Annotated in this window: 19 protein-coding genes and 1 other annotated feature; of the genes, 12 read left to right on the top strand and 7 right to left on the bottom strand. The window is 56.2% G+C overall.

The features are described from left to right. Positions 1 to 12: 12 nt before the first annotated feature. Entirely contained in the window at positions 13 to 1,206 is a 1,194-nt protein-coding gene (acrA, locus tag MXM41_RS16400) for a multidrug efflux RND transporter periplasmic adaptor subunit AcrA (RefSeq protein WP_325933118.1), read from the bottom strand. Between the two features lie 142 nt (positions 1,207 to 1,348). Between acrA and acrR the strand changes: the two genes are divergently transcribed. Beyond that, positions 1,349 to 2,002 carry a multidrug efflux transporter transcriptional repressor AcrR gene (acrR, locus tag MXM41_RS16395; RefSeq protein WP_325933117.1) on the top strand — a complete coding sequence of 218 codons (654 nt, stop codon included), beginning with the start codon at positions 1,349 to 1,351 and terminating at the stop codon, positions 2,000 to 2,002. Positions 2,003 to 2,112: 110 nt separating this feature from the next. Continuing rightward, on the top strand, positions 2,113 to 5,460 hold the full coding sequence (gene mscK / locus MXM41_RS16390) for a mechanosensitive channel MscK (RefSeq protein WP_325933116.1): 3,348 nt from the start codon (positions 2,113 to 2,115) through the stop codon (positions 5,458 to 5,460). A gap of 29 nt (positions 5,461 to 5,489) precedes the next feature. Here mscK and rsmS read toward each other — a convergent pair whose 3' ends face one another. Together rsmS and priC are read right to left on the bottom strand one after the other, a co-directional pair. Then, positions 5,490 to 5,648 carry a pleiotropic regulatory protein RsmS gene (gene rsmS, locus MXM41_RS16385; RefSeq protein WP_325933115.1) on the bottom strand — a complete coding sequence of 53 codons (159 nt, stop codon included), beginning with the start codon at positions 5,646 to 5,648 and terminating at the stop codon, positions 5,490 to 5,492. Positions 5,649 to 5,660: 12 nt separating this feature from the next. Next, the gene (gene priC / locus MXM41_RS16380) at positions 5,661 to 6,188 is read right to left on the bottom strand and encodes a primosomal replication protein N'' (RefSeq protein ID WP_325933114.1); all 528 of its coding nucleotides are present in this window, start codon (positions 6,186 to 6,188) and stop codon (positions 5,661 to 5,663) included. A gap of 50 nt (positions 6,189 to 6,238) precedes the next feature. Between priC and MXM41_RS16375 the strand changes: the two genes are divergently transcribed. From MXM41_RS16375 to MXM41_RS16335, 9 genes are all read left to right on the top strand, one after another. Beyond that, entirely contained in the window at positions 6,239 to 6,616 is a 378-nt protein-coding gene (locus MXM41_RS16375; protein ID WP_325933113.1) for a DUF454 family protein, read from the top strand. Between the two features lie 152 nt (positions 6,617 to 6,768). Further along, positions 6,769 to 7,320: an adenine phosphoribosyltransferase gene (gene apt / locus MXM41_RS16370; protein WP_010428187.1), complete on the top strand. Its 552-nt coding sequence runs from the start codon at positions 6,769 to 6,771 to the stop codon at positions 7,318 to 7,320. Between the two features lie 88 nt (positions 7,321 to 7,408). Further along, a complete protein-coding gene (gene dnaX, locus MXM41_RS16365) occupies positions 7,409 to 9,334 on the top strand; it encodes a DNA polymerase III subunit gamma/tau (protein WP_325933112.1) in 1,926 nt (641 codons plus the stop codon). Continuing rightward, positions 8,664 to 8,728: a sequence feature (DnaX frameshifting element), on the top strand. It overlaps the preceding gene by 65 nt. A 53-nt stretch (positions 9,335 to 9,387) precedes the next feature. Next, complete coding sequence (locus MXM41_RS16360; protein ID WP_014882811.1) at positions 9,388 to 9,720, top strand: YbaB/EbfC family nucleoid-associated protein; 333 nt, start codon at positions 9,388 to 9,390, stop codon at positions 9,718 to 9,720. After that, a complete protein-coding gene (gene recR / locus MXM41_RS16355; protein ID WP_325933110.1) occupies positions 9,720 to 10,325 on the top strand; it encodes a recombination mediator RecR in 606 nt (201 codons plus the stop codon). Before MXM41_RS16360 ends, recR begins: the two co-directional genes overlap by 1 nt. A gap of 111 nt (positions 10,326 to 10,436) precedes the next feature. After that, positions 10,437 to 12,311: a molecular chaperone HtpG gene (gene htpG / locus MXM41_RS16350; RefSeq protein WP_325933109.1), complete on the top strand. Its 1,875-nt coding sequence runs from the start codon at positions 10,437 to 10,439 to the stop codon at positions 12,309 to 12,311. A 226-nt stretch (positions 12,312 to 12,537) separates the two neighbouring features. Beyond that, positions 12,538 to 13,182 carry an adenylate kinase gene (adk, locus tag MXM41_RS16345; protein ID WP_325933108.1) on the top strand — a complete coding sequence of 215 codons (645 nt, stop codon included), beginning with the start codon at positions 12,538 to 12,540 and terminating at the stop codon, positions 13,180 to 13,182. 240 nt (positions 13,183 to 13,422) lie between these two features. Continuing rightward, a complete protein-coding gene (hemH, locus tag MXM41_RS16340; protein ID WP_325933106.1) occupies positions 13,423 to 14,385 on the top strand; it encodes a ferrochelatase in 963 nt (320 codons plus the stop codon). A 63-nt stretch (positions 14,386 to 14,448) separates the two neighbouring features. Next, positions 14,449 to 15,753 (top strand): inosine/guanosine kinase, encoded by a 1,305-nt coding sequence (locus MXM41_RS16335; protein ID WP_325933104.1) that lies wholly within the window; start codon positions 14,449 to 14,451, stop codon positions 15,751 to 15,753. A gap of 104 nt (positions 15,754 to 15,857) precedes the next feature. On the opposite strand, the gene ybaL is transcribed toward MXM41_RS16335, so the two are convergent. Further along, entirely contained in the window at positions 15,858 to 17,534 is a 1,677-nt protein-coding gene (ybaL, locus tag MXM41_RS16330; RefSeq protein WP_325933103.1) for a YbaL family putative K(+) efflux transporter, read from the bottom strand. 234 nt (positions 17,535 to 17,768) lie between these two features. Then, positions 17,769 to 18,974, bottom strand: coding sequence for an MFS transporter (locus MXM41_RS16325; protein ID WP_325933101.1), 1,206 nt, complete (start codon positions 18,972 to 18,974; stop codon positions 17,769 to 17,771). A gap of 163 nt (positions 18,975 to 19,137) precedes the next feature. On the opposite strand from MXM41_RS16325, the gene ushA reads away from it, so the two are divergent. Then, on the top strand, positions 19,138 to 20,790 hold the full coding sequence (ushA, locus tag MXM41_RS16320) for a bifunctional UDP-sugar hydrolase/5'-nucleotidase UshA (protein ID WP_325933100.1): 1,653 nt from the start codon (positions 19,138 to 19,140) through the stop codon (positions 20,788 to 20,790). A 139-nt stretch (positions 20,791 to 20,929) separates the two neighbouring features. Here ushA and ybaK read toward each other — a convergent pair whose 3' ends face one another. Both ybaK and MXM41_RS16310 read right to left on the bottom strand, forming a co-directional pair. After that, positions 20,930 to 21,409 (bottom strand): Cys-tRNA(Pro)/Cys-tRNA(Cys) deacylase YbaK, encoded by a 480-nt coding sequence (gene ybaK, locus MXM41_RS16315; protein WP_325933099.1) that lies wholly within the window; start codon positions 21,407 to 21,409, stop codon positions 20,930 to 20,932. 199 nt (positions 21,410 to 21,608) lie between these two features. Beyond that, the gene (locus MXM41_RS16310) at positions 21,609 to 22,403 is read right to left on the bottom strand and encodes a TraB/GumN family protein (protein ID WP_325933098.1); all 795 of its coding nucleotides are present in this window, start codon (positions 22,401 to 22,403) and stop codon (positions 21,609 to 21,611) included. Between the last annotated feature and the right edge of the window lie 21 nt (positions 22,404 to 22,424).

Here is a 22,424-nt window from a genome sequence, read left to right as displayed (position 1 = left end):
CTCCTGTTTAAGTTAAGACTTAGGTTGTTCTGACTGACCGCCTGCTGAGGCTTGTTGTTGATTGTCAGACGTGACCTCTTGCGCTTTTACCTTGGCGCCTGGACGGACTTTTTGTAATCCGGTAATGATGACGCGATCGCCATCTTTCAGACCGTCGGTCACCAGCCATTTATCACCAATGGCCTGGGTTGCCTTGATCTGACGAACTTCAACTTTGTCTTCAGCGCCAATCACCATCGCACTGGCATCGCCGCGCGGGGTACGGGTCACGCCCTGCTGTGGCACCAGCAGTGCGGTTGGGTTGGTCCCTTCTTCCAGGCTGGCACGAACGAACATTCCCGGTAACAGCGTATGGTTCGGGTTCGGGAAGATAGCGCGCAGGGTAATCGAACCGGTGGTCTGATCGACCGTCACGTCAGAGAACTCCAGGCTGCCGGCTTCAGGGAACTTAATACCATCGCTGGTAATCAACTCAACTTTTGCTTTGCCATCTTCCTGCTTCAGGGTGCCGTTCTCCAGCTCCTGTTTCAGACGCAGGAAATCATTACTCGACTGGGTGACATCCACATAGATCGGATCAAGCTGCTGCACGGTCGCCAGCGCATTGGTCTGGCCATTCTGCACCAGCGCCCCTTCGGTTACAGAGGATTTACCAATGCGGCCGCTGATAGGGGAGGTGACTTTGGTATAGGCCAGGTTAATGCGTGCAGTTTCAACCGCCGCTTTTGCTGCAATGACGGCAGCGTTTGCCTGCTGGGCATCCGCCTGAGCACTGTCATATTCCTGCTGACTGATGTACTGAGTACCCAACAGTTTCTGATAACGGTTGACGGTCAGCTGGGCAATTTTTGCCGCAGCCTGCGCTTTCGCCAGATCGCCTTTCGCGCTTTCGTAATTAGCCTGGTAGGTCGCAGGATCAATCTGATACAGAGAATCACCCGCTTTAACATCACCACCCTCAGTAAAATTACGTTTCAGGATGATGCCACTCACCTGTGGACGCACTTCAGCAATGCGGTAAGCGCTGGTTCGGCCGGGTAATTCAGTTGTTATCTGGAGAGGTTCGGTTTTGAGCGTCACGACGCCAACTTCTGGCACCTGCTGAGCTCCTTGTTGAGCCTGTTCTTCGTCACATCCTGTAAGCGCTAAGCTGCCTGAGAGCATCAGAACGATCGCCAGAGGCGTTAACCCTCTGTTTTTGTTCATATGTAAACCTCGAGTTTCCGATTTCAAATTGATCAATGGATCAAGCGTCCACAAACCCATTGCTGCGTTTATATTATCGTCGTGCTATGGTACATACATTCATAAATGTATGTAAATCTGACTCCTGTAAATTCACCTGCGCATGGCACGAAAAACCAAACAACAAGCACTTGCAACACGCCAACACATCCTTGATGTCGCTTTACGCTTGTTTTCGCAACAGGGAGTTTCGTCCACCTCTCTGGCACAGATTGCTCAGGCGGCTGGGGTAACCCGGGGAGCGATTTACTGGCATTTCAAAAATAAGTCAGATTTATTCGGCGAAATTTGGGAGCTGTCAGAGTCCAGTATTGGGGATCTCGAGACTGAGTATCGGGCAAAATTCCCTGACGATCCACTCTCAGTTTTGAGAGAGATATTGGTCTATATCCTTGAGGCGACCGTTATTGAGGAACGACGCCGCCTGATGATGGAGATCATCTTCCATAAATGCGAATTTGTCGGGGAAATGGCGATTGTTCAGCAGGCGCAACGCAGCCTCTGTCTTGCTAGTTATGATCGCATTGAACAGACCCTGACGCACTGCATTAAAGCTAAAATGCTCCCCGCCAATCTTTTAACCCGTCGCGCCGCTATTCTGATGCGCAGCTATATATCCGGCATTATGGAAAACTGGCTGTTTGCCCCGCAGTCATTTGATCTTCAACGTGAAGCCCGGGATTATGTCGCGATCCTGCTGGAAATGTACCAGCTCTGCCCCACGTTACGTGCCCAGCCTGAACCCCTGCTGGCCTGACTCCCAGGAATTATCCAGGAGCCAACAGTTCGCGCTATTTTGCTTTCCATCGCCGTGATATTCTTCACGCCGATATATTTGCTCATTCATCACACAAATTACACACTACTATGCCGCACTACACACGCAAACAGCATCCTGTTTTTGCCTTTATTCTGGTTCTTATTTTCACGTTGCTGGCTTCGCCGGTTGTGTTTGCACGTGGTGATGCGACCAGTGACACGCCAACCCGGGCAGATATCCAGAGTCAGCTTGACGCGCTGAGCAAACAAAAAGAGCTGACTCCGCAGGACAAGCTGGTGCAGCGGGATCTCACGGAAACCCTGGAGACCATCGATAAGATTGAACGGGTCAAGTCCGAAACCACCCAATTGCGTCAGAAGGTGGCTCAGGCACCGGAGATGATGCGCAAGGCAACAGAGAGCCTGAATGCACTGGGTGATGTGGATAATGATGAGGAAACCCGCAAAACGCTGGCCACGCTCTCATTGCGCCAGCTGGAACTACGCGTGTCACAACTGCTGGACGATCTCCAGACCGCCCAGAGCGATCTCGCCACTTATAACAGCCAGCTGGTTTCCCTGCAAACCCAGCCGGAGCGCGTGCAGAATGCGATGTATACCGCCTCTCAGCAGCTGCAGCAGATCCGCAACCGCCTGAACGGCACCTCTGCGGGCGAGGCGGCATTGCGCCCCACGCAGCAAACCTTACTGCTGACGCAGCAGCTTCTTCTCAATGCGCAGATCGAACAGCAGCGTAAGAGCCTGGAAGGCAATACCGTGCTGCAGGATACCCTGCAAAAACAGCGCGACTATGTTACCGCCAACATCAACCGTCTGGAGCATCAGCTGCAGCTGTTGCAGGAGGCGGTGAACAGCAAGCGCCTTACCCTGACCGAGAAAACCGCACAGGAAGCCGTAAACCCGGACGAAACCGCCCGCATCCAGGAAAATCCGCTGGTGAAGCAGGAGCTGGATGTTAACCATCAGCTCAGCCAGCGATTGATTAACGCGACCGAAAACGGCAACTCGCTGGTTCAGCAGAATATCAAAGTCAAAAACTGGCTGGATCGCGCCCTGCAGTCGGAGCGCAATATTAAAGAGCAGATTGCCGTCCTGAAGGGTAGCCTGCTGCTGTCGCGTATCCTCTATCAGCAACAGCAGACCTTGCCTTCTGCCGATGAACTTGAGGATATGACCAACCGTATTGCCGATTTGCGTCTTGAGCAGTTTGAGGTCAACCAGCAGCGCGACGCTCTGTTCCAGAGCGATGCGTTTGTTGCCAGACTGGAAGAGGGGCACAGCAGCGACGTGAATGATGAAGTGCACGATGCGCTGTTGCAGGTGGTGGATATGCGCCGCGAGCTGCTGGACCAGATGAATAAACAGCTGGGTAACCAGCTGATGATGGCCATTAACCTGCAGATCAATCAGCAGCAGCTGGTGAGCGTCTCCAAAAGCCTGCAGGAAATCCTCACCCAGCAGATCTTCTGGGTAAACAGCAACAAACCGATGGACTGGGACTGGATTAAATCTTTCCCGGGTATGCTGAAGGACCAGATTAAGGGGATGAACATCACCGTTAACTGGGAAAAAGCAGGCCCTGCGGTGGCGTTTGCATTCCTGGCGGGGCTGCCGCTGTTGCTGATTGCCGGGTTAATTCGCTGGCGTCTTGGCTGGCTGAAAAAATACCAGGTGAAGCTGGCGCAGGAAGTCGGGCAGCTGCGCAATGACAGCCAGCTTCATACCCCGAAAGCGATTCTTATCGATCTGATCCGCGCCTTGCCGGTCTGCCTGCTGATTCTTGCCGCCGGTCTGATCCTGCTGACCATGCAGCTCAACATCAGCGATCTGCTGTGGGCCTTCAGTAAGAAACTGGCGCTGTTCTGGCTGGTTTTTGGACTGTGCTGGAAAGTGCTGGAGAAAGACGGCGTGGCGGTAAGCCACTTCAATATGCCAGCGCAGCTCACCAGCCACTGGCGACGCCAGATTGTGCGCATTAGCCTGGCGCTGCTGCCGCTGCACTTCTGGTCGGTGGTGGCGGAACTCTCTCCGCTGCATCTGATGGATGACGTGCTGGGTCAGTTCGTTATTCTGCTTAACCTGCTGCTGATCAGCGTGCTGATGTGGCCGATGTGCCGTGACAGCTGGCGCGACAAAGAGTCGCATACCATTCGTCTGGTAACGGTCACCGTACTTTCTGTCATTCCGGTGGCGCTGATGGTGCTGACGGCAACCGGCTACTTCTATACCACCCTGCGTCTGTCAGGGCGCTGGATTGAAACCGTCTATCTGGTGATCTTCTGGAACCTGCTGTATCAGACCGTTCTGCGCGGGCTGAGCGTTGCCGCCCGCCGGATTGCCTATCGTCGCGCGCTGGCGCGTCGGCAGAATATGGTGAAAGAGGGGGCCGAGGGCGCTGAGCCGCAGGAAGAACCGACCATCGCCCTCGAGCAGGTTAACCAGCAAACGCTGCGTATTACCATGCTGCTGATGGTGGCTCTGTTTGGCGTGATGTTCTGGGCAATCTGGTCTGATTTAATCACCGTATTTGCGTATCTCGACAGCATTACGCTGTGGCACTACAACGGTACCGAAGCGGGGGCAGCGGTGGTGAAAAACGTCACCATGGGCAGCCTGCTGTTTGCGCTGGTCTCGTCGGTGGTGGCCTGGGCGTTGATCCGAAACTTACCTGGTCTGCTGGAAGTGCTGGTGCTTTCGCGCCTGAATATGCGCCAGGGGGCCTCCTACGCCATCACCACTATCCTGAACTATGTGATTCTGGTCGCCGGTGCCATGACCGTTTTCGGATCGCTCGGGGTGTCGTGGGACAAGCTGCAATGGCTGGCGGCGGCACTGTCGGTAGGTCTTGGTTTTGGTTTACAGGAGATCTTCGGTAACTTCGTCTCCGGTCTTATCATTCTGTTCGAACGTCCGGTGCGTATTGGCGATACCGTCACCATCGGTACCTTCTCGGGGACGGTCAGCAAGATCCGCATCCGGGCGACCACCATCACCGATTTCGATCGCAAAGAGGTGATCATCCCGAACAAAGCGTTCGTGACCGAGCGGTTAATTAACTGGTCGCTTTCGGACACCATCACCCGCGTGGTGATCCGCCTTGGCGTGGCCTATGGATCCGATCTGGACGCGGTGAAGAACGTGCTGCTGAAAGCGGCGATGGATCATCCAAAAGTGATGCACGATCCGGAGCCGGCCGTCTTCTTTACCACCTTCGGGCCAAGCACGTTAGATCATGAGCTGCGCCTGTACGTGCGCGAACTGCGCGATCGCAGCTACACGGTGGATGAACTGAACCGCACCATCGAACGCCTGTGCCGCGAGAACAACATTAATATCGCGTTTAACCAGCTGGAAGTGCATCTGCGCAACGAGAAGGGCGACGAGCACACTGAAGTGAAACGTGAAATTAAGGGCGACGACCCGACTCCAGCGTAACTTTATCCCTCACCCTAACCTTCTCCCTTTCAGGGAGAGGGCAGGGGTGTAGGTCTTTTCCCTTCATAATCCCGCTTCACAATCTCCAGCGCCTTCAGCACCGTCTCGGTTGGGATCGCATGGTTTTCCAGCAACATGATCAGGTCGACGGCCAGCTTGACTTCATCGGGAGCGTTTTCCAGTGACACACACTTCTCCTGTTAACGGGTCAGACGCGCGATGGCGCGTTCAATATCATCCAGCGCTTTACGACAGCGTTCAAGCCGTCCTTCCAGCGCGGTAATTTCGCGCATTAGCATCTGTTGTTCTTCCAGGGTTTCCGTCTGATTCAGCCGCACCTCGCGTTCGCGCTTCATTCCACAGAGCCGGCGTTCAAACTCCTGGTGTTCAAGGCGCTTGCGCTGCCATTTAGTGGTGCCGGCAGAGGAACCATCCCAGACGCGTAGCGGCCAGGCGGCAATCTCCCGGTGCAGGGCGGCAATCTGTTCCGCCAGATGTCCGGCCAGCCAGGTCACCTGCTCAGACTGCGCTTGTTCCACCGCGTGGCGCAGCTCATCCAGGTTGTGCTGGGCTTCATCCAGATAATCTTTCATTACCGTGCTGCGGGTGCGAAACAGCTGCCGGTCAAAACGCGGCTTCAGGGTGGCGTGCTGCAACAGCGGGGAGGCCTGCGCGCGCAGGGCCGTCAGCTGATTTTGCAGCGTCTGTAAAAGCAAGGCTGTTTTCAATCCGCACTCCAGTGGTACAGTAGCCGTTCAGTTTGATAACAATTCGCATTATGCAGCGTACTATTCTAATCATCATTGGCTGGCTTGCGGTAGTGCTCGGCACGCTGGGTGTCGTTTTACCCCTTCTACCGACCACCCCCTTTATACTGCTGGCGGCATGGTGCTTTGCCCGCTCCTCGCCGCGTTTTCATCACTGGCTGCTGTACCGCTCATGGTTTGGCGGCTATCTGCGGCACTGGCAACAGTACCGTGCGATGCCGCCCGGGGCTAAGCCGCGGGCCATTGCGGTGATCCTGGTGACCTTCGCCATTTCATTATGGATGGTCAAAATTATATGGGTGCGGATCCTGCTGCTGACGATCCTTGCCTGCCTGCTGATTTTCATGTGGCGGATCCCCGTTGTTGATGAAAAGCAACAAAAGCAATAATCATGAGTATGGCTGTTGCAATTCTTGTGCGCAGCCAGTAAATTCGACCGTTTTCGAGCACGGGCGCGCCTGGTCAAAGGTTAAACAATTGTTACTTTGACAGGCCATTAATCCGCTCCGTGAGTAACACCGTTTTCATCAGGCATCCATTTATGACCGCAACTGCGCAGCAGCTTGAATTTCTTAAAAACAGCATCAAAAGCATCCAGGATTATCCGAAGCCTGGCATTCTTTTCCGTGATGTCACCAGCTTGCTGGAAGACCCGAAAGCGTACGCGCTCAGCATTGAACTGCTGGTTGAGCGTTATAAAAACGCTGGGATCACCAAAGTTGTAGGAACCGAAGCCCGTGGCTTCCTGTTTGGCGCTCCGGTAGCGCTGGCGATGGGCGTGGGCTTTGTACCAGTGCGCAAGCCGCGCAAGCTGCCACGCGAAACCATCGCTGAAAGCTATGAGCTGGAATACGGCACCGACCAGCTTGAGATCCATGTTGATGCGATCAAGCCTGGCGACAAAGTGCTGGTGGTTGACGATTTGCTGGCAACCGGCGGCACCATTGAAGCGACCGTGAAGCTGATCCGTCGCCTGGGTGGTGAAGTGACCGATGCGGCATTCATCATCAACCTGTTCGATCTGGGCGGTGAACAGCGCCTCGAAAAACAGGGCATCACCAGCTACAGCCTCGTGCCTTTCCCGGGACATTAATCCTCCCGCCCGCAACCTCGCCCAACGGGTGAGGTTGTGTTAGCATTACCCCCTGATTATCCACCTTCCAGCGTTGCAGAGCCTGCCCATGAGTTATCAGGTGTTAGCCCGTAAATGGCGACCCCAAACCTTTGCTGACGTTGTCGGCCAGGAACATGTGCTGACCGCCCTGGCGAACAGCTTATCGCTAGGACGCATCCATCACGCCTGGCTGTTTTCCGGCACCCGCGGCGTCGGTAAAACCTCTATTGCCCGTTTGCTGGCGAAAGGCCTTAACTGCGAAACCGGCATCACCGCCACGCCGTGCGGTGTCTGCGATAACTGCCGTGAAATCGAGCAGGGGCGCTTTGTCGATCTGATTGAGATCGATGCCGCATCACGTACCAAAGTTGAAGATACCCGCGATCTGCTGGATAACGTGCAGTACGCCCCGGCGCGTGGCCGCTTCAAGGTCTATCTGATCGATGAAGTGCATATGCTGTCGCGCCACAGTTTTAACGCCCTGCTGAAAACGCTGGAAGAACCGCCTGCACACGTTAAATTCCTGCTGGCGACCACCGATCCGCAAAAGTTGCCGGTCACCATCTTATCCCGCTGCCTGCAGTTCCACCTGAAGGCGCTGGACGTCACGCAGATCCGCGATCGGCTCGAATACATCCTGAATGAAGAGCAGGTGGCGCATGAGCCGCGTGCACTGCAGCTGCTGGCGCGTGCTGCCGATGGCAGCCTGCGCGATGCGCTCAGCCTCACCGATCAGGCGATTGCCAGCGGTGAAGGCAAGCTGACGACCCAGGCGGTGAGCACCATGCTCGGCACGCTGGACGACGATCAGGCGCTGTCGCTGATTGAGGCGGTCGTCGATGCCAACGGCGAACGGGTGATGGAGCTGGTGAATGCCTCGGGATCACGCGGCGTCGAGTGGGAAGCCCTGCTGGTGGAGATGCTCAGCCTGCTGCACCGGATTGCGATGGTGCAACTCTCTCCGGCGGCGCTGGGTCCGGATATGGCGGCCATTGAACAGCGGATGCGCGAGCTGGCCCGCACTATCCCGCCTACGGACGTGCAGCTTTACTATCAAACCCTTTTAATTGGCCGCAAGGAACTGCCGTTCGCGCCCGACAGACGTATGGGGGTTGAGATGACCCTGCTGCGCGCGCTGGCGTTCCATCCGCGTATGCCGCTACCTGAACCCGAAGTACAGCCGCAGTCGTTCGCGCCGTCCGCGCCGACGGCAGTGCTTACGCCGCCGCAGGTGCCCGCACAGCAGAGCGCACCGCGGCCTGATGTGCCGTTGTCGGACGCCACCAGTTCGGTGCTTGCTGCCCGCAGCCAGCTACAGCGCGCGCAGGGAGCACCCAGACCAAAAAAGAGTGAACCGGCAGCGCCTGCAAGAGCGCGGCCGGTAAATAACGCCGCGCTTGAACGTTTGGCTTCGGTCACGGATCGCGTTCAGTCGCGTTCGGCATCGACCACTTCAGAGCCGCAGGCTCCGGTAAAAAAAGAGGCCTATCGCTGGAAAGCCACTACCCCCACCGAAGAGGTGAAGGTAGAGATTGCCACGCCGAAGGCGCTGAAGAAGGCGCTGGAGCACGAGAAAACGCCGGAACTCTCCGCGAAGCTTGCCGAGGAGTCGCTTGCGCGTGACGGCTGGGCGGCAGAGGTCAGCAAACTGAAGCTGCCGAAGCTGGTGGAGCAGGTTGCGCTGAACGCCTGGCGTGAACAGGACGGCAACCGGATCTGCCTGCATCTGCGCCCGGGGCAGCGTCACCTGAACTCGGCGAGCGCGCAGCAGGTGCTGACTGAGGCGCTCTCCACATTACAGGGTACGCCTGTTGAATTGACCATCATTGAAGATGATAATCCGGCGGTCCTTACGCCGCTGGAGTGGCGTCAGGCCATTTACGAAGAGAAGCTCACGCAGGCGCGTGAGGCAATTATCGCGGATAATAACATTCAGACCCTGCAGCGTTACTTTGATGCAGAACTGGATGAAGAGAGTATTCGACCCATTTGATCGTGAGTCTGACTTACGGTTGTTATCTTTAACGTGAAAGAAGAGAGAAGCCTATGTTTGGTGGTAAAGGCGGTCTGGGTGGTCTGATGAAGCAGGCCCAGCAGATGCAGGAAAAAATGCAGAAAATGCAGGAAGAGATCGCGCAGATGGAAGTCACTGGCGAATCTGGCGCAGGTCTGGTCAAAGTGACCATTAACGGCGCACATAACTGCCGTCGCGTTGAGATCGACCCAAGCCTGCTCGAAGACGACAAAGAGATGCTGGAAGATCTGGTTGCCGCTGCATTTAACGATGCTGCGCGCCGTATCGACGAAACGCAGAAAGAAAAAATGGCCTCTGTATCCTCCGGAATGCAGCTGCCACCGGGCTTTAAGATGCCGTTCTGATGCAAACCAGTCCGCTGCTTACGCAGTTAATGGAAGCGCTACGCTGCCTGCCGGGCGTGGGCCCGAAGTCGGCGCAGCGCATGGCGTTTACCCTGCTGCAACGCGATCGCAGCGGCGGAATGCGCCTGGCGCAGGCCCTGACCCGCGCCATGTCAGAAATCGGCCACTGTGCCGACTGCCGCACCTTTACCGAGCAGGACGTGTGTAACATTTGCGCCAACCCGCGCCGTCAGGAAAATGGTCAGATCTGCGTGGTGGAGAGTCCGGCGGACATCTATGCCATCGAACAGACCGGGCAATTTTCTGGCCGCTACTTTGTGCTGATGGGCCACCTTTCACCGCTGGACGGTATTGGTCCGGATGATATCGGTCTGGATCGGCTGGAGCAGCGCCTGAAATCGGAAACGATCAACGAGGTGATCCTCGCCACCAACCCAACGGTGGAAGGGGAGGCGACAGCTAACTATATCGCTGAGCTGTGCGCCGAGTCGGGCGTGGAAGCCAGTCGTATCGCCCACGGTGTTCCGGTTGGCGGTGAGCTGGAGATGGTCGATGGCACCACGCTGTCACACTCTCTTGCTGGTCGTCACAAGATTATTTTCTGACCAAACGGAGGCTGCAGGCGTGGCCTCCGCTTGAAAAATTTCCCCCCTGGCCCCATCTCTCCCTCAACGCTTTTAAACCCCATTAAATGGCATTGTTGAGGTCGACTTAGTATGAAAGGACAAGAAACCCGTGGTTTCCAGTCAGAGGTAAAACAACTTCTGCACCTGATGATCCATTCTCTTTATTCCAATAAAGAAATTTTCCTGCGCGAGCTTATCTCTAACGCCTCTGATGCGGCAGACAAGCTGCGCTTTCGCGCGCTCTCGAAGCCAGAGCTGTATGAAGGTGACGGCGAGCTGCGCGTGCGCGTCTCGTTTGATAAAGAGAACCGCACCCTGACCATCGCGGACAACGGGATCGGTATGACCCGTGATGAAGCTATTGACCATCTCGGTACTATTGCTAAATCGGGTACTAAAGCCTTCCTGCAGTCGATGGGTTCCGATCAGGCCAAAGACAGCCAGCTGATTGGACAGTTCGGCGTCGGTTTCTACTCCGCCTTCATCGTGGCCGATAAAGTTACCGTCCGCACCCGTGCGGCAGGCGAAAGCGCCGAAAGCGGCGTGTTCTGGGAATCCCACGGCGAGGGTGAATACACCGTTGCCGACATCACCAAAGCCGATCGCGGCACCGAAATCACCCTGCACCTGCGCGAAGGGGAAGACGATTTCCTCAACGACTGGCGCGTACGCTCCATCATCAGCAAATATTCCGACCATATCGCCCTGCCGGTCGAGATCGAAAAACAGGAAGAGCAGGACGGCGAAACCGTTATCTCCTGGGAGAAGATCAACAAGGCGCAGGCGCTGTGGACGCGCAACAAGTCTGAAATCAAAGACGAAGAGTACAACGAGTTCTACAAACATATCGCCCACGACTTTACCGATCCACTGACCTGGAGCCACAACCGCGTGGAAGGGAAGCAGGAGTACACCAGCCTGCTGTACATCCCGGCGCAGGCGCCGTGGGATATGTGGAATCGCGATCACAAGCACGGCCTGAAGCTGTACGTGCAGCGCGTGTTCATCATGGATGAAGCCGAGCAGTTCATGCCGAACTACCTGCGCTTTGTGCGTGGCCTGATTGATTCTAACGATCTGCCGCTGAACGTCTCCCGTGAGATCCTGCAGGACAGCACTGTAACCCGCAATTTGCGTACCGCGCTGAGCAAGCGTGCGCTGCAGATGCTGGATAAGCTGGCGAAAGACGACGCGGAAAAATACCAGACCTTCTGGAAACAGTTCGGCCTGGTGCTGAAAGAGGGCCCGGCGGAAGATACCGCCAACGTCGAAGCCATTGCTAAACTGCTGCGCTTCGCCTCCACGCATACCGACTCTTCCGAGCAGAACGTGTCGCTGGAGGAGTACATCTCCCGCATGAAAGAAGGGCAGGAGAAAATCTACTACATCACCGCCGACAGCTATGCCGCGGCGAAGAGCAGCCCGCATCTGGAGCTGCTGCGTAAGAAAGGCATCGAAGTGCTGCTGCTTTCCGATCGCATCGATGAGTGGATGATGAACTACCTGACCGAGTTCAGCGGTAAAGCCTTCCAGTCCGTTGCCAAAGCCGATGAGTCCATCGACAAGCTGGCGGACGAGGTAGACGACACCGCGAAAGAGGCGGAAAAAGCGCTGGAGCCGTTTGTTGAGCGCGTGAAAACCCATCTGGGCGATCGCGTGAAAGAGGTGCGTTTCACTCACCGTCTCACCGATACCCCGGCTATCGTCACCACCGATGCCGATGAGATGAGTACCCAGATGGCGAAGCTGTTCGCCGCTGCGGGCCAGAGCGTACCGGACGTGAAATACATCTTTGAGCTGAACCCGGATCACGCCCTGGTGAAACGCGCAGCCGAGACTCAGGACGAAGCTCGCTTCGCCGAGTGGGTTGAACTGCTGCTGGATCAATCCCTGCTGGCCGAACGCGGCACGCTGGAAGATCCAAACCAGTTCATCAAGCGCGTGAATGCATTGCTGCTGGCGTAATAAAACTTTACCCCTCACCCTGACCCTCTCCCCAAAGGGGAGAGGGAATTATCCCCCCCTCTCCCTTTCAGGGGAAGGGCCGGGTGAGGGTCATCAAGCGCACCCTCTAATAAATTCCCCTCATTAACCGTTTCAGCCTTCCCGCCTTCCTTGAGCGATACCCTTTCTGGTGGTATTGTTTAGCGCTTTTTGAAAAATTGAATCGACATGTGAGGGGATTTTCGCAATGCGTATTATTCTGCTTGGCGCTCCGGGCGCGGGTAAAGGAACTCAGGCTCAGTTCATCATGGAGAAATACGGTATTCCGCAAATCTCTACCGGTGACATGCTGCGTGCCGCTGTTAAATCTGGCTCCGAGCTGGGTAAACAGGCGAAAGACATTATGGACGCCGGCAAGCTGGTGACCGACGAGCTGGTTATCGCTCTGGTTAAAGAACGCATTTCTCAGGAAGATTGCCGTAACGGTTTCCTGCTGGACGGTTTCCCACGTACCATTCCTCAGGCTGATGCCATGAAAGAAGCGGGCATCAACGTGGACTACGTGCTGGAGTTCGACGTACCGGACGAACTGATCGTTGATCGTATCATCGGTCGTCGTGTACACGCTGCTTCCGGCCGCGTTTACCACGTTAAGTTCAATCCACCGCAGGTGGAAGGCAAAGACGACGTGACCGGCGAAGAACTGACCACCCGTAAAGACGATCAGGAAGAGACCGTGCGTAAGCGCCTGGTGGAATACCATCAGATGACCGCGCCGCTGATCGGCTACTACTCTAAAGAAGCGCAGGCGGGTAACACCAAATACGCTAAAGTTGACGGCACCAAAGCCGTTGCTGACGTGCGTGCAGAGCTGGAAAACATCCTCGGCTAATCGCGCCACCACTAAATCATTCGGGTTGCATCGCGGCGGCAAGCACGCGAATCCCCAGGAACATAGATCACTATGTGACTGGGGTGAAAGTGCGCAGCCAACAAAGAGGCAGCCTGAAGAATGAAGTGGTTCTCACCCGGGCCTCCGGGTGAGAAATATTCTCACCTTTCACTGCAATTGGTTCCGTTTACGCGCTTTTCAGATACACTTATCAGCCAGTTAAATGGTTATGAGGCGTGAATGAGTCAGGCGAAAACCGGCATCCTGCTTGCCAATTTAGGTACCCCCGAAGCCCCAACACCCGCAGCGGTAAAGCGTTATCTGCGCCAGTTTCTGAGCGATACGCGCGTTGTGGATACCCCACGCCTGCTGTGGTGGCCGTTACTGCGCGGTGTAATTTTACCGATCCGTTCACCACGGGTGGCAAAGCTCTACCAGTCCGTCTGGATGGAAGAAGGCTCGCCGCTGATGGTCTACAGTCGTCGCCAGGAGAAGGCGCTGGCCGCCCGACTGCCGGATATGCCGGTAGCGCTGGGCATGAGCTACGGGAAACCTTCCCTGAAAAGTGCCGTCGATGACCTGCTGGCGCAGGGCGTTGACCACATTGTGGTGCTGACGCTCTATCCGCAATATTCCTGCTCCACCGTGGCCGCGGTCTGGGATGAGCTGGCGCGCATTCTGGCAACCCGCCGTCGCATTCCTGGCGTGACCTTTATTCGCGACTATGCAGATAACGACCTCTACATTCAAGCCCTTGCCAGCAGCGCCCGCGCGTCGTTTGAGAAACACGGCGAGCCGGATCTGCTGCTGCTCTCTTATCACGGTATTCCGCAGCGATTCGCCGATGAAGGGGACGACTATCCGCAGCGCTGTCGTGACACGACGCGTGAGCTGGTCTCCGCCCTCGGTCTGCCGCCGGAGAAAGTGATGATGACCTTCCAGTCGCGCTTTGGCCGCGAGCCCTGGCTGACCCCTTATACCGATGAAACCCTCAAAATGCTGGGCGAGAAGGGGATTAAGCATATTCAGGTGATGTCGCCAGGCTTTGCGTCGGACTGTCTGGAAACCCTGGAGGAGATCGCGGTGCAAAACCGGGAGTTTTTCCTCGAAGCGGGCGGAACGAAGTACGAGTATATTCCGGCGCTTAACGACAATCCTGAGCACATCGAGATGATGGCGTCGCTCGTCACCCACAGCCGCTGATCGCACTCTGCGCCGGGTTTGTGCTACCATTCCCGGCCCATCCGTCACTCGTAGCGCCAGAACATGAAATTTCCCGGTAAACGTAAATCCAAACACTACTTTCCCGTTAACGCCCGCGATCCGCTGCTCCAGCAAATTCAGCCGGAAAATGAGACCAACGCCGCCTGGGTGGTGGGTATCGATCAGACGCTGGTGGATATTGAAGCAAAAGTGGACGATGCGTTTGTCACCCGTTACGGCCTGAGCGCCGGGCACTCTCTGGTGATTGAGGACGATGTGGCGGAAGCGCTGTATCAGGAGCTGGTGCGTGACAACCTGATTACCCACCAGTTTGCCGGCGGCACCATCGGCAATACCATGCACAACTACTCCGTGCTGGCGGACGACCGCTCGGTGCTGCTGGGGGTGATGTGCAGCAACATCGAAATTGGCAGTTACGCCTACCGCTATCTCTGCAATACCTCCAGCCGTACCGATCTGAACTACCTTCAGGGCGTGGATGGGGCGATTGGCCGCTGCTTCACGTTGATCGGTGAATCCGGCGAGCGTACCTTCGCCATCAGCCCGGGGCACATGAACAAGCTGCGGGCAGAGAGCATCCCTGAAGCGGTGATTGCCGGGGCGTCAGCACTGGTACTGACCTCTTATCTGGTGCGCTGCAAGCCGGGCGAGCCGATGCCGGAAGCGACCATGAAGGCGGTGGAGTACGCGAAGAAATACAACGTGCCGGTAGTGCTGACCCTCGGCACCAAATTTGTTATCGCCGATAACCCCGAGTGGTGGCAGGCGTTCCTGAAAGAGCACGTTTCTATTCTGGCGATGAACGAAGAAGAGGCCGAAGCCCTGACCGGAGAGAGCGATCCGCTGCTGGCATCCGATAAGGCGCTGGACTGGGTCGATCTGGTGCTCTGCACCGCCGGGCCGGTAGGGTTGTATATGGCCGGCTTTACCGAAGAAGAGGCAAAACGCAAGACCCAGCATCCACTGTTGCCGGGGGCGATTGCCGAGTTCAACCAGTTTGAGTTTAGCCGCGCCATGCGGCATAAAGACTGCGTGAATCCGCTGCGTATCTTCTCCCATATCGCCCCGTACATGGGCGGCCCGGAGAAGATCATGAACACCAACGGTGCTGGCGACGGCGCGCTGGCGGCGCTGCTGCACGATATCACCGCCAACGCCTTCCACCGCACCAACGTGCCCAACTCCAGCAAACACAAGTTTAACTGGCTGACCTACTCGTCGCTGGCTCAGGTGTGTAAGTACGCGAACCGCGTGAGCTATCAGGTGCTGAACCAGCACTCACCGCGCTTAACGCGCGGCCTGCCGGAGCGGGAGGATAGCCTGGAAGAGTCCTACTGGGATCGGTAAAAGAAAACCCCTCACCCTAACCCTCTCCCCATAGGGGAGAGGGAACGTGACCCCCCTCTCCCCTGTGGGGAGAGGGCCGGGGTGAGGGGCTCAGACCGCACCAACTACCCCGGCACCGCCGCTTCAACCGGGGGTTTCTCCAGCAGCGAGAGCATGGTATTGGCAATTTCGCGCTCGCCCATCACTACCTGATTAGCGCCGCGCGCCAGAATGTATTCCACTTCGTCGTCGTAATGCGCCCGGGCAATAATCTCCAGGTGCGGGTATTTTTCGCGGGCGGAGATCACAATCTCCCCGGCCTCGTAACCGTTGGGAATGGTCAGCAGCAGCCAGCGCGCGCAGTCCAGATGCGCCAGCTGCATGATCTCTTCGTTAGCTGCATTCCCCAGTACCGCACGGATCCCGCGTTCACGCAGCTCATCCACGCGGGTACGGGAGGTTTCGATCACCACCAGCGGAATGCCCTGGGCCATCAGTTTTTCACCCAGCAGGCTGCCGACACGACCAAAGCCCACCAGCAGCGCGTGGTTGCAGATATCCACCGGAATCTGCTTCTCTTCTTCCGTCGCCTCTTCCAGGGTCTGTTCTTCGAGGGTTTCGGTTTTCTCGAGGTATTTTTCCAGCAGCGCAAACAGCACCGGGTTCAGCATAATGGAGAGGATCGCCCCCGCCAGCACCAGGTTTTGCCCGGCCTGCGGCAGCAGATCCAGCGCCATGCCCAGTCCGGCAAGGATAAACGCAAACTCACCAATCTGCGCGAGGCTGGCAGCGATGGTCAGCGCGGTACGCGGCGAATGGCCGAACATGCGCACCAGGAAGAACGCGGCGACCGACTTACCAAAGATAATGATTGCCAGGGTGCCAAGTACCGCCAGCGGTTGCTCAACCAGAATCATCGGGTTGAACAGCATCCCCACCGAGACGAAAAACAGGACGGCAAACGCGTCGCGCAGGGGAAGGGTATCGTGGGCCGCACGGTGGCTTAGCTCCGATTCGTTCAGCACCATCCCGGCAAAGAAAGCGCCCAGCGCGAAGGAGACATCGAACAGCTCCACGGCGCCAAAGGCAATGCCCAGCGCCAGAGCCAGCACCGAGAGGGTGAACAGCTCACGCGAGCCGGTAGACGCGCTGCGGGAGAGGATCCACGGCACCAGGCGGCGACCCACCAGCATCATAATGGCGATAAACGCCACCACTTTACCAATGGTGATACTCATATCCAGCGCCAGCGAGGCTAAACCGACGTTGTCTTTCTCGAGCATTCCGGCGACTGCTGGCAGCAACACCAGGGTTAAGACCATCACCAGATCTTCAACAATCAGCCAGCCGATGGCGATCTGCCCCCGCTGGCTGTCAATCAGCTGTCTCTCTTCAAGCGCGCGCAGCAGCACCACGGTACTGGCGGTGGAGAGACACAGACCAAACACAATGCCGGTCATCAGCGGCCAGCCCAGCATCGCTGAAAGCGCCATACCCAGCAACGTCGCCACGGCTATCTGGGCGATCGCGCCGGGAATGGCGATGGACTTTACCGCCATCAAATCCTTCAGCGAGAAATGCAGTCCCACACCGAACATCAGCAGGATCACGCCAAGCTCCGCCAGCTCCGGGGCAAGTTTAGTATCAGCAACAAAACCAGGGGTAAACGGACCGGCTAACACGCCCGCTAACAGATAGCCCACCAGGGGGGAAATGCGCAGTTTGTTGGCAATCATGCCGAGTATAAAAGCGAGTACAAGTCCACCAACAATGGTGGTAATAAGCGGTGTGGCGTGGTGCATTCCGTCTCCTTTCGTTGCTATGTGACTCCATTTTTGGTCCGGAAACCAAAAAGCCGTGTAATAGTTTATGACAAAATTAATGATTATGTTTATGAATAATTATTGAATTTTGATAAAAACAGCAATAAGGCTTAAACGAAAGCCCATCCGGACCATTTATCTGAGGTGATGCGAAGAAAGGCTGATGGGAGAAGGGAAGGAGGCGGCTAAACATGGAGTTTAGCCGCTAATAAATCAGGCTTTATGCCGGTTATCAGGCAGAAATATAGTCAACATCCCAAGAAGTGGCAGGAAAGCGCAGATTTTGTAGACCAGGAAGATGCTGGTATGGTCTGCAATCAGCCCTAATACCGCCGCGCCAAGGCCGCCCATCCCAAAGGCAAAACCAAAAAATAGCCCGGAAACCATGCCGATACGCCCCGGAAGCAGCTCCTGGGCATAAACCAGAATGGCAGAAAAAGCGGACGCAAGGATAAATCCAATGATCACGGTTAAAATACCGGTCCACCACAGCGTTGCATAGGGCAAAATAAGCGTGAAGGGCGCAACGCCAAGGATAGAGCCCCAAATCACATATTTACGCCCAATTTTGTCGCCCAGCGGCCCACCAATAAAGGTTCCGGCGGCAACGGCAAACAGGAAGGCGAACAGATGAAACTGGGCGTTTTGTACCGATAATCCGAATTTTTCCATCAGGTAAAAGGTGTAATAGCTACTGATGCTCGCCATATAAAAATATTTGGAGAAAATCAGCATCAGCAGGATGCCGACCGCCAGAATAACCTTGTTACGCGGCAGAGGGTTGATAACCGGCGCTTGTGGTTTGCCTTTATTGACCCGATGCTGAGCGGCGTACCAGCGGCTGATTTGCGCCAGCACCACAATGGCCAGCAGCGCAGCCAGTACAAACCAGGCCACGTTCCCTTTGCCATACGGGGCAATAATCACCGCCGCCAGCAGCGGGCCGAGGGAGCTGCCAAAGTTACCGCCCACCTGGAACAAGGATTGCGCCAGACCGTGACGGCCGCCGGACGCCATTCGCGCCACACGGGAAGATTCCGGGTGAAAGACCGACGAGCCCGTGCCCACCAGAGCGGCAGCCACCAGCACGCCCTCAAAGCTTCCCGCCATCGCCAGCAGAATCAGGCCGCTCAGGGTAAAGCACATGCCGATGGGAAGAGACCACGGCATTGGATATTTATCCGTCCAGTAGCCGACCACCGGTTGCAGCAGCGAGGACGCCAGCTGGAAGGTAAGCGTGATCATGCCGATCTGAACGAAGGTAAGAGAAAACTCGGACTGCAGTAACGGGTAGATCGCCAGAATAAGCGACTGGATCATATCGTTAAGCAGATGCGAAAGACTGATTGCACCGAGAATACCAAATGAGGTGCGGGCCTTAGCCGCCGACACCGGAGGAGTAGTTTCACTGATTGCCATAAATACCACGTCGATTGTTATTAGAAGTGCAGGGAGTAATTATTATCCGACTAACATACCTGCCTCTGACATTTGAGGAAAGTCGCAATTCTGAAAACATATTTGTCTATTCTGATTACTCATTGTAATTTTTGCGTTTGTCTATGCATCAGGGAGTGAAGAAATGAAGTTAATGAAGCGAGGCGTCGCGCTGGCAATAATAGCAGCGTGCGGACTGCTCAGCCTGCCAGCTCAGGCCTGGGAACAGGATAAAACCTATAACATCACCATCCTGCATACCAACGATCATCACGGCCACTTCTGGCGCAGCGAATACGGCGAATATGGTCTTTCGGCGCAAAAAACGCTGGTGGACGGGATCCGTAAAGAGGTGGCGGCAAAGGGCGGCAGCGTGCTGTTGCTCTCGGGCGGCGACATTAATACCGGCGTGCCGGAGTCTGATTTACAGGATGCAGAACCCGATTTTCGCGGCATGAACCTGATTGGCTACGATGCGATGGCCGTGGGCAACCATGAGTTTGATAATCCCATCGAAGTATTACGCCAGCAGGAGAAGTGGGCAAAATTTCCGTTCCTCTCCGCCAATATTTACCAGAAAAGTACCGGGGAGCGCTTATTTAAGCCCTGGGCCATTTTTAAACGCCAGGATATTAAAATTGCGGTGGTGGGGCTAACCACCGATGACACGGCAAAAATTGGCAACCCGGAATATTTTACCGATATCGAATTCCGTAAGCCGGCCGACGAAGCGAAGCTGGTGATCCAGGAGCTACAGCAGAACGAAAAACCGGACGTGATCATCGCCACCACCCATATGGGGCATTACGATAACGGCGAGCACGGCTCGAACGCGCCGGGGGATGTCGAGATGGCGCGCAGCCTGCCGGCAGGGTCGCTGGCGATGATTGTGGGCGGCCACTCTCAGGATCCGGTCTGCATGGCTGCTGAAAATAAAAAGCAGGTGGACTATGTGCCGGGCACGCCGTGCGCGCCCGACAAGCAGAACGGGATCTGGATTGTGCAGGCGCATGAGTGGGGCAAATACGTGGGCCGCGCCGATTTTGAATTCCGTAACGGCGAGATGAAGCTGGTGCACTATCAGCTGATCCCGGTCAACCTGAAGAAGAAGGTGACCTACGACAACGGCCAGAGCGAGCGCGTTCTCTATACGCCAGAGATTGCGGAAAACCCACAGATGCTCTCTCTGCTGACCCCTTTCCAGAATAAAGGTAAAGCGCAGCTGGAAGTGAAGATCGGCACGCTCAACGGCCGCCTGGAAGGCGATCGCAGCAAGGTACGCTTCGTGCAGACCAATATGGGCCACCTGGTGCTGGCCGCACAGATGGCGCGCACCAACGCCGATTTTGCGGTTATGAGCGGCGGCGGGATCCGCGACTCCATTGAAGGCGGGGATATCACCTATAAAGACGTGCTTAAAGTGCAGCCGTTCGGCAACGTGCTGGTGTATGTCGATATGAGCGGCAAAGAGGTGACCGACTACCTGACCGCGGTGGCGCAGATGAAACCGGATTCCGGGGCCTACCCGCAGTTTGCCAACGTGAGCTTTGTGGCGAAGGACGGGGTGCTCAACGACCTGAAGATCAAGGGCGAACCGGTTGATCCGGCGAAAACCTACCGTATGGCGACGTTGAGCTTCAACGCCACCGGGGGCGATGGCTATCCGCATATCGATAATAAACCGGGCTATGTAAATACCGGCTTTATCGATGCCGAGGTGCTGAAGCAGTATATCCAGCAGAACTCACCGCTGGATGTGAATGCCTATGAACCGCAGGGTGAGGTGAGCTGGCAGTAAGCGCCGTCAGTGCCGGAGGCGCTTCGAGGTAAAAGCAAAACGGTAACGTCCGTTACCGTTTTTAATGTTTGCGCCCTCTCCCGGTGGGAGAGGGACGGGGTGAGGGCACCAGGCCGCACAGCCGTCACCGGGCAATGTCTTAATCCCGACGCGCAATATCCGCAAACTGCGCATCCAGCATTTTCGCCAGATCGCCCGCCGCCAGTTCGATATCCAGCCCGCGCTTGCCGCCGGAAATATAGATTGTTTCAAACCCCTGCGAGGGCGCATCAATCAGCGTCGGCAGGCGTTTCTTTTGCCCCAGCGGGCTAATTCCGCCCACCAGGTACCCCGTCGTGCGTTGCGCCACCATCGGGTCCGCCATATCCACTTTTTTGGCGCCAAGCGCTTTTGCGACCTTCTTGAGATCCAACTGGCTGGCAACCGGCGTTACCGCCACGGCGAGGTGTTTCATATCGCCGTTGACCGCGACCAGCAGGGTTTTATAAACCTGATCCGCATTCAGACCCAGTTTGCGCACCACTTCATCGCCAAAATTGGTTTCACCCGGATCGTGGTCGTAGCTGTGGATCCGAAACGCAATTTTGTTTTTTTCGAGTAATTTAACGGCGGGAGTCATAGCAATCCTTCTTAGCCCGGACAATAAACGCCTTCAGAATACGCCTCAAAAGAGGCTAAAAAATAGCACCATCTTGCGCAATAGTGTTGGCAGTGATGGTCACTTTGAGCGACAATCCTCTGAACCGGAGGTCTCCTCCGGCATAATAACAATGATGAAATTCCTCTTTGACGGGCCAATAGAAATATTGGCCACTTTTTTATCTCAGCAGCGACGGCAGATTCCCCTCGCCGTACAGATGTAACGCCCCCACCGCCACCACATACCGCCCGGCAGGCAGCGCGTGCAGCTTTTCGCACCACGCCTGATTGCGCTCGTGCATCAGCACGTCATACAGCGATTCGCTGAAGGTGGCCGGCAGCGCCAGCTTATCCACCGCTGGGGGCGAGTCCAGCCACCAGCTCACCATGGTTTGCAGCAGGCGGGCATTGGTGTGCCAGTGGGTCAGGGTATCTTCCAGCAGCAGCAAACCGTCGTTCGGCATCTGATGCAGCAGCGCAATCTGGCTGGCGGCCCCCTCCAGTTCGATTACCGGCAACTGCTGCGCGCGCGCGGCGTTCAACAGCTGATAATCGATGCCGTAATCTCCGCGTAATCCCAGCCGCTGCGCCTGGGTCGCCTGCAACACCATCGCGATTTGCCATAGCGGCTGGCTCTCAAGCTGGGTAAGCGATAACCCAAGCTCATCGGCAACCCGTTGTAATTCAGCCAGCTGCGCCGGGGTGAGACGTGTCTCCAGCGGAGGCGGGATCGCAAGCCCGGCGAAGGGCGACTCATCCCCGGAAATATCCGCTTCGACGATCAGCGCATCGGCGTGTTGCAACCGGGTTATCAGTCCTTCGGGCAGCGGAGACATATCCCGCGTGCCCATATGGATGCTGCCGACCAGATGCAGATGCTGTCCACCAGGAAGAGAAATATCAAGACCAGGCCAGCGATAGCGGCGGGGGAAAAGGGCGCGAAACGATGCTTTCAGACGTTGAAACAGACCCATACGCGCTCCCTGAATGAAAAA

It is taken from the genome of Leclercia adecarboxylata (assembly GCF_035787115.1).
Taxonomy (GTDB): Bacteria; Pseudomonadota; Gammaproteobacteria; order Enterobacterales; family Enterobacteriaceae; genus Enterobacter; species Enterobacter adecarboxylatus_E.
The sequence above is the reverse complement of the archived record's forward strand: the minus strand, read 5'-3'. Positions and strand labels throughout refer to the sequence as shown.

Excerpts from the sequence above, each read along its gene's own strand:
- htpG (WP_325933109.1), top strand. The coding sequence starts at position 10,437 with ATGAAAGGACAAGAAACCCGTGGTTTCCAGTCAGAGGTAAAACAACTT.
- recR (WP_325933110.1), top strand. The coding sequence starts at position 9,720 with ATGCAAACCAGTCCGCTGCTTACGCAGTTAATGGAAGCGCTACGCTGC.
- MXM41_RS16310 (WP_325933098.1), bottom strand. The coding sequence starts at position 22,403 with ATGGGTCTGTTTCAACGTCTGAAAGCATCGTTTCGCGCCCTTTTCCCC.
- apt (WP_010428187.1), top strand. The coding sequence starts at position 6,769 with ATGACCGCAACTGCGCAGCAGCTTGAATTTCTTAAAAACAGCATCAAA.
- mscK (WP_325933116.1), top strand. The coding sequence starts at position 2,113 with ATGCCGCACTACACACGCAAACAGCATCCTGTTTTTGCCTTTATTCTG.
- ybaK (WP_325933099.1), bottom strand. The coding sequence starts at position 21,409 with ATGACTCCCGCCGTTAAATTACTCGAAAAAAACAAAATTGCGTTTCGG.
- acrR (WP_325933117.1), top strand. The coding sequence starts at position 1,349 with ATGGCACGAAAAACCAAACAACAAGCACTTGCAACACGCCAACACATC.
- ushA (WP_325933100.1), top strand. The coding sequence starts at position 19,138 with ATGAAGTTAATGAAGCGAGGCGTCGCGCTGGCAATAATAGCAGCGTGC.
- hemH (WP_325933106.1), top strand. The coding sequence starts at position 13,423 with ATGAGTCAGGCGAAAACCGGCATCCTGCTTGCCAATTTAGGTACCCCC.
- MXM41_RS16360 (WP_014882811.1), top strand. The coding sequence starts at position 9,388 with ATGTTTGGTGGTAAAGGCGGTCTGGGTGGTCTGATGAAGCAGGCCCAG.
- ybaL (WP_325933103.1), bottom strand. The coding sequence starts at position 17,534 with ATGCACCACGCCACACCGCTTATTACCACCATTGTTGGTGGACTTGTA.
- MXM41_RS16325 (WP_325933101.1), bottom strand. The coding sequence starts at position 18,974 with ATGGCAATCAGTGAAACTACTCCTCCGGTGTCGGCGGCTAAGGCCCGC.
- MXM41_RS16375 (WP_325933113.1), top strand. The coding sequence starts at position 6,239 with ATGCAGCGTACTATTCTAATCATCATTGGCTGGCTTGCGGTAGTGCTC.
- MXM41_RS16335 (WP_325933104.1), top strand. The coding sequence starts at position 14,449 with ATGAAATTTCCCGGTAAACGTAAATCCAAACACTACTTTCCCGTTAAC.
- acrA (WP_325933118.1), bottom strand. The coding sequence starts at position 1,206 with ATGAACAAAAACAGAGGGTTAACGCCTCTGGCGATCGTTCTGATGCTC.
- dnaX (WP_325933112.1), top strand. The coding sequence starts at position 7,409 with ATGAGTTATCAGGTGTTAGCCCGTAAATGGCGACCCCAAACCTTTGCT.
- adk (WP_325933108.1), top strand. The coding sequence starts at position 12,538 with ATGCGTATTATTCTGCTTGGCGCTCCGGGCGCGGGTAAAGGAACTCAG.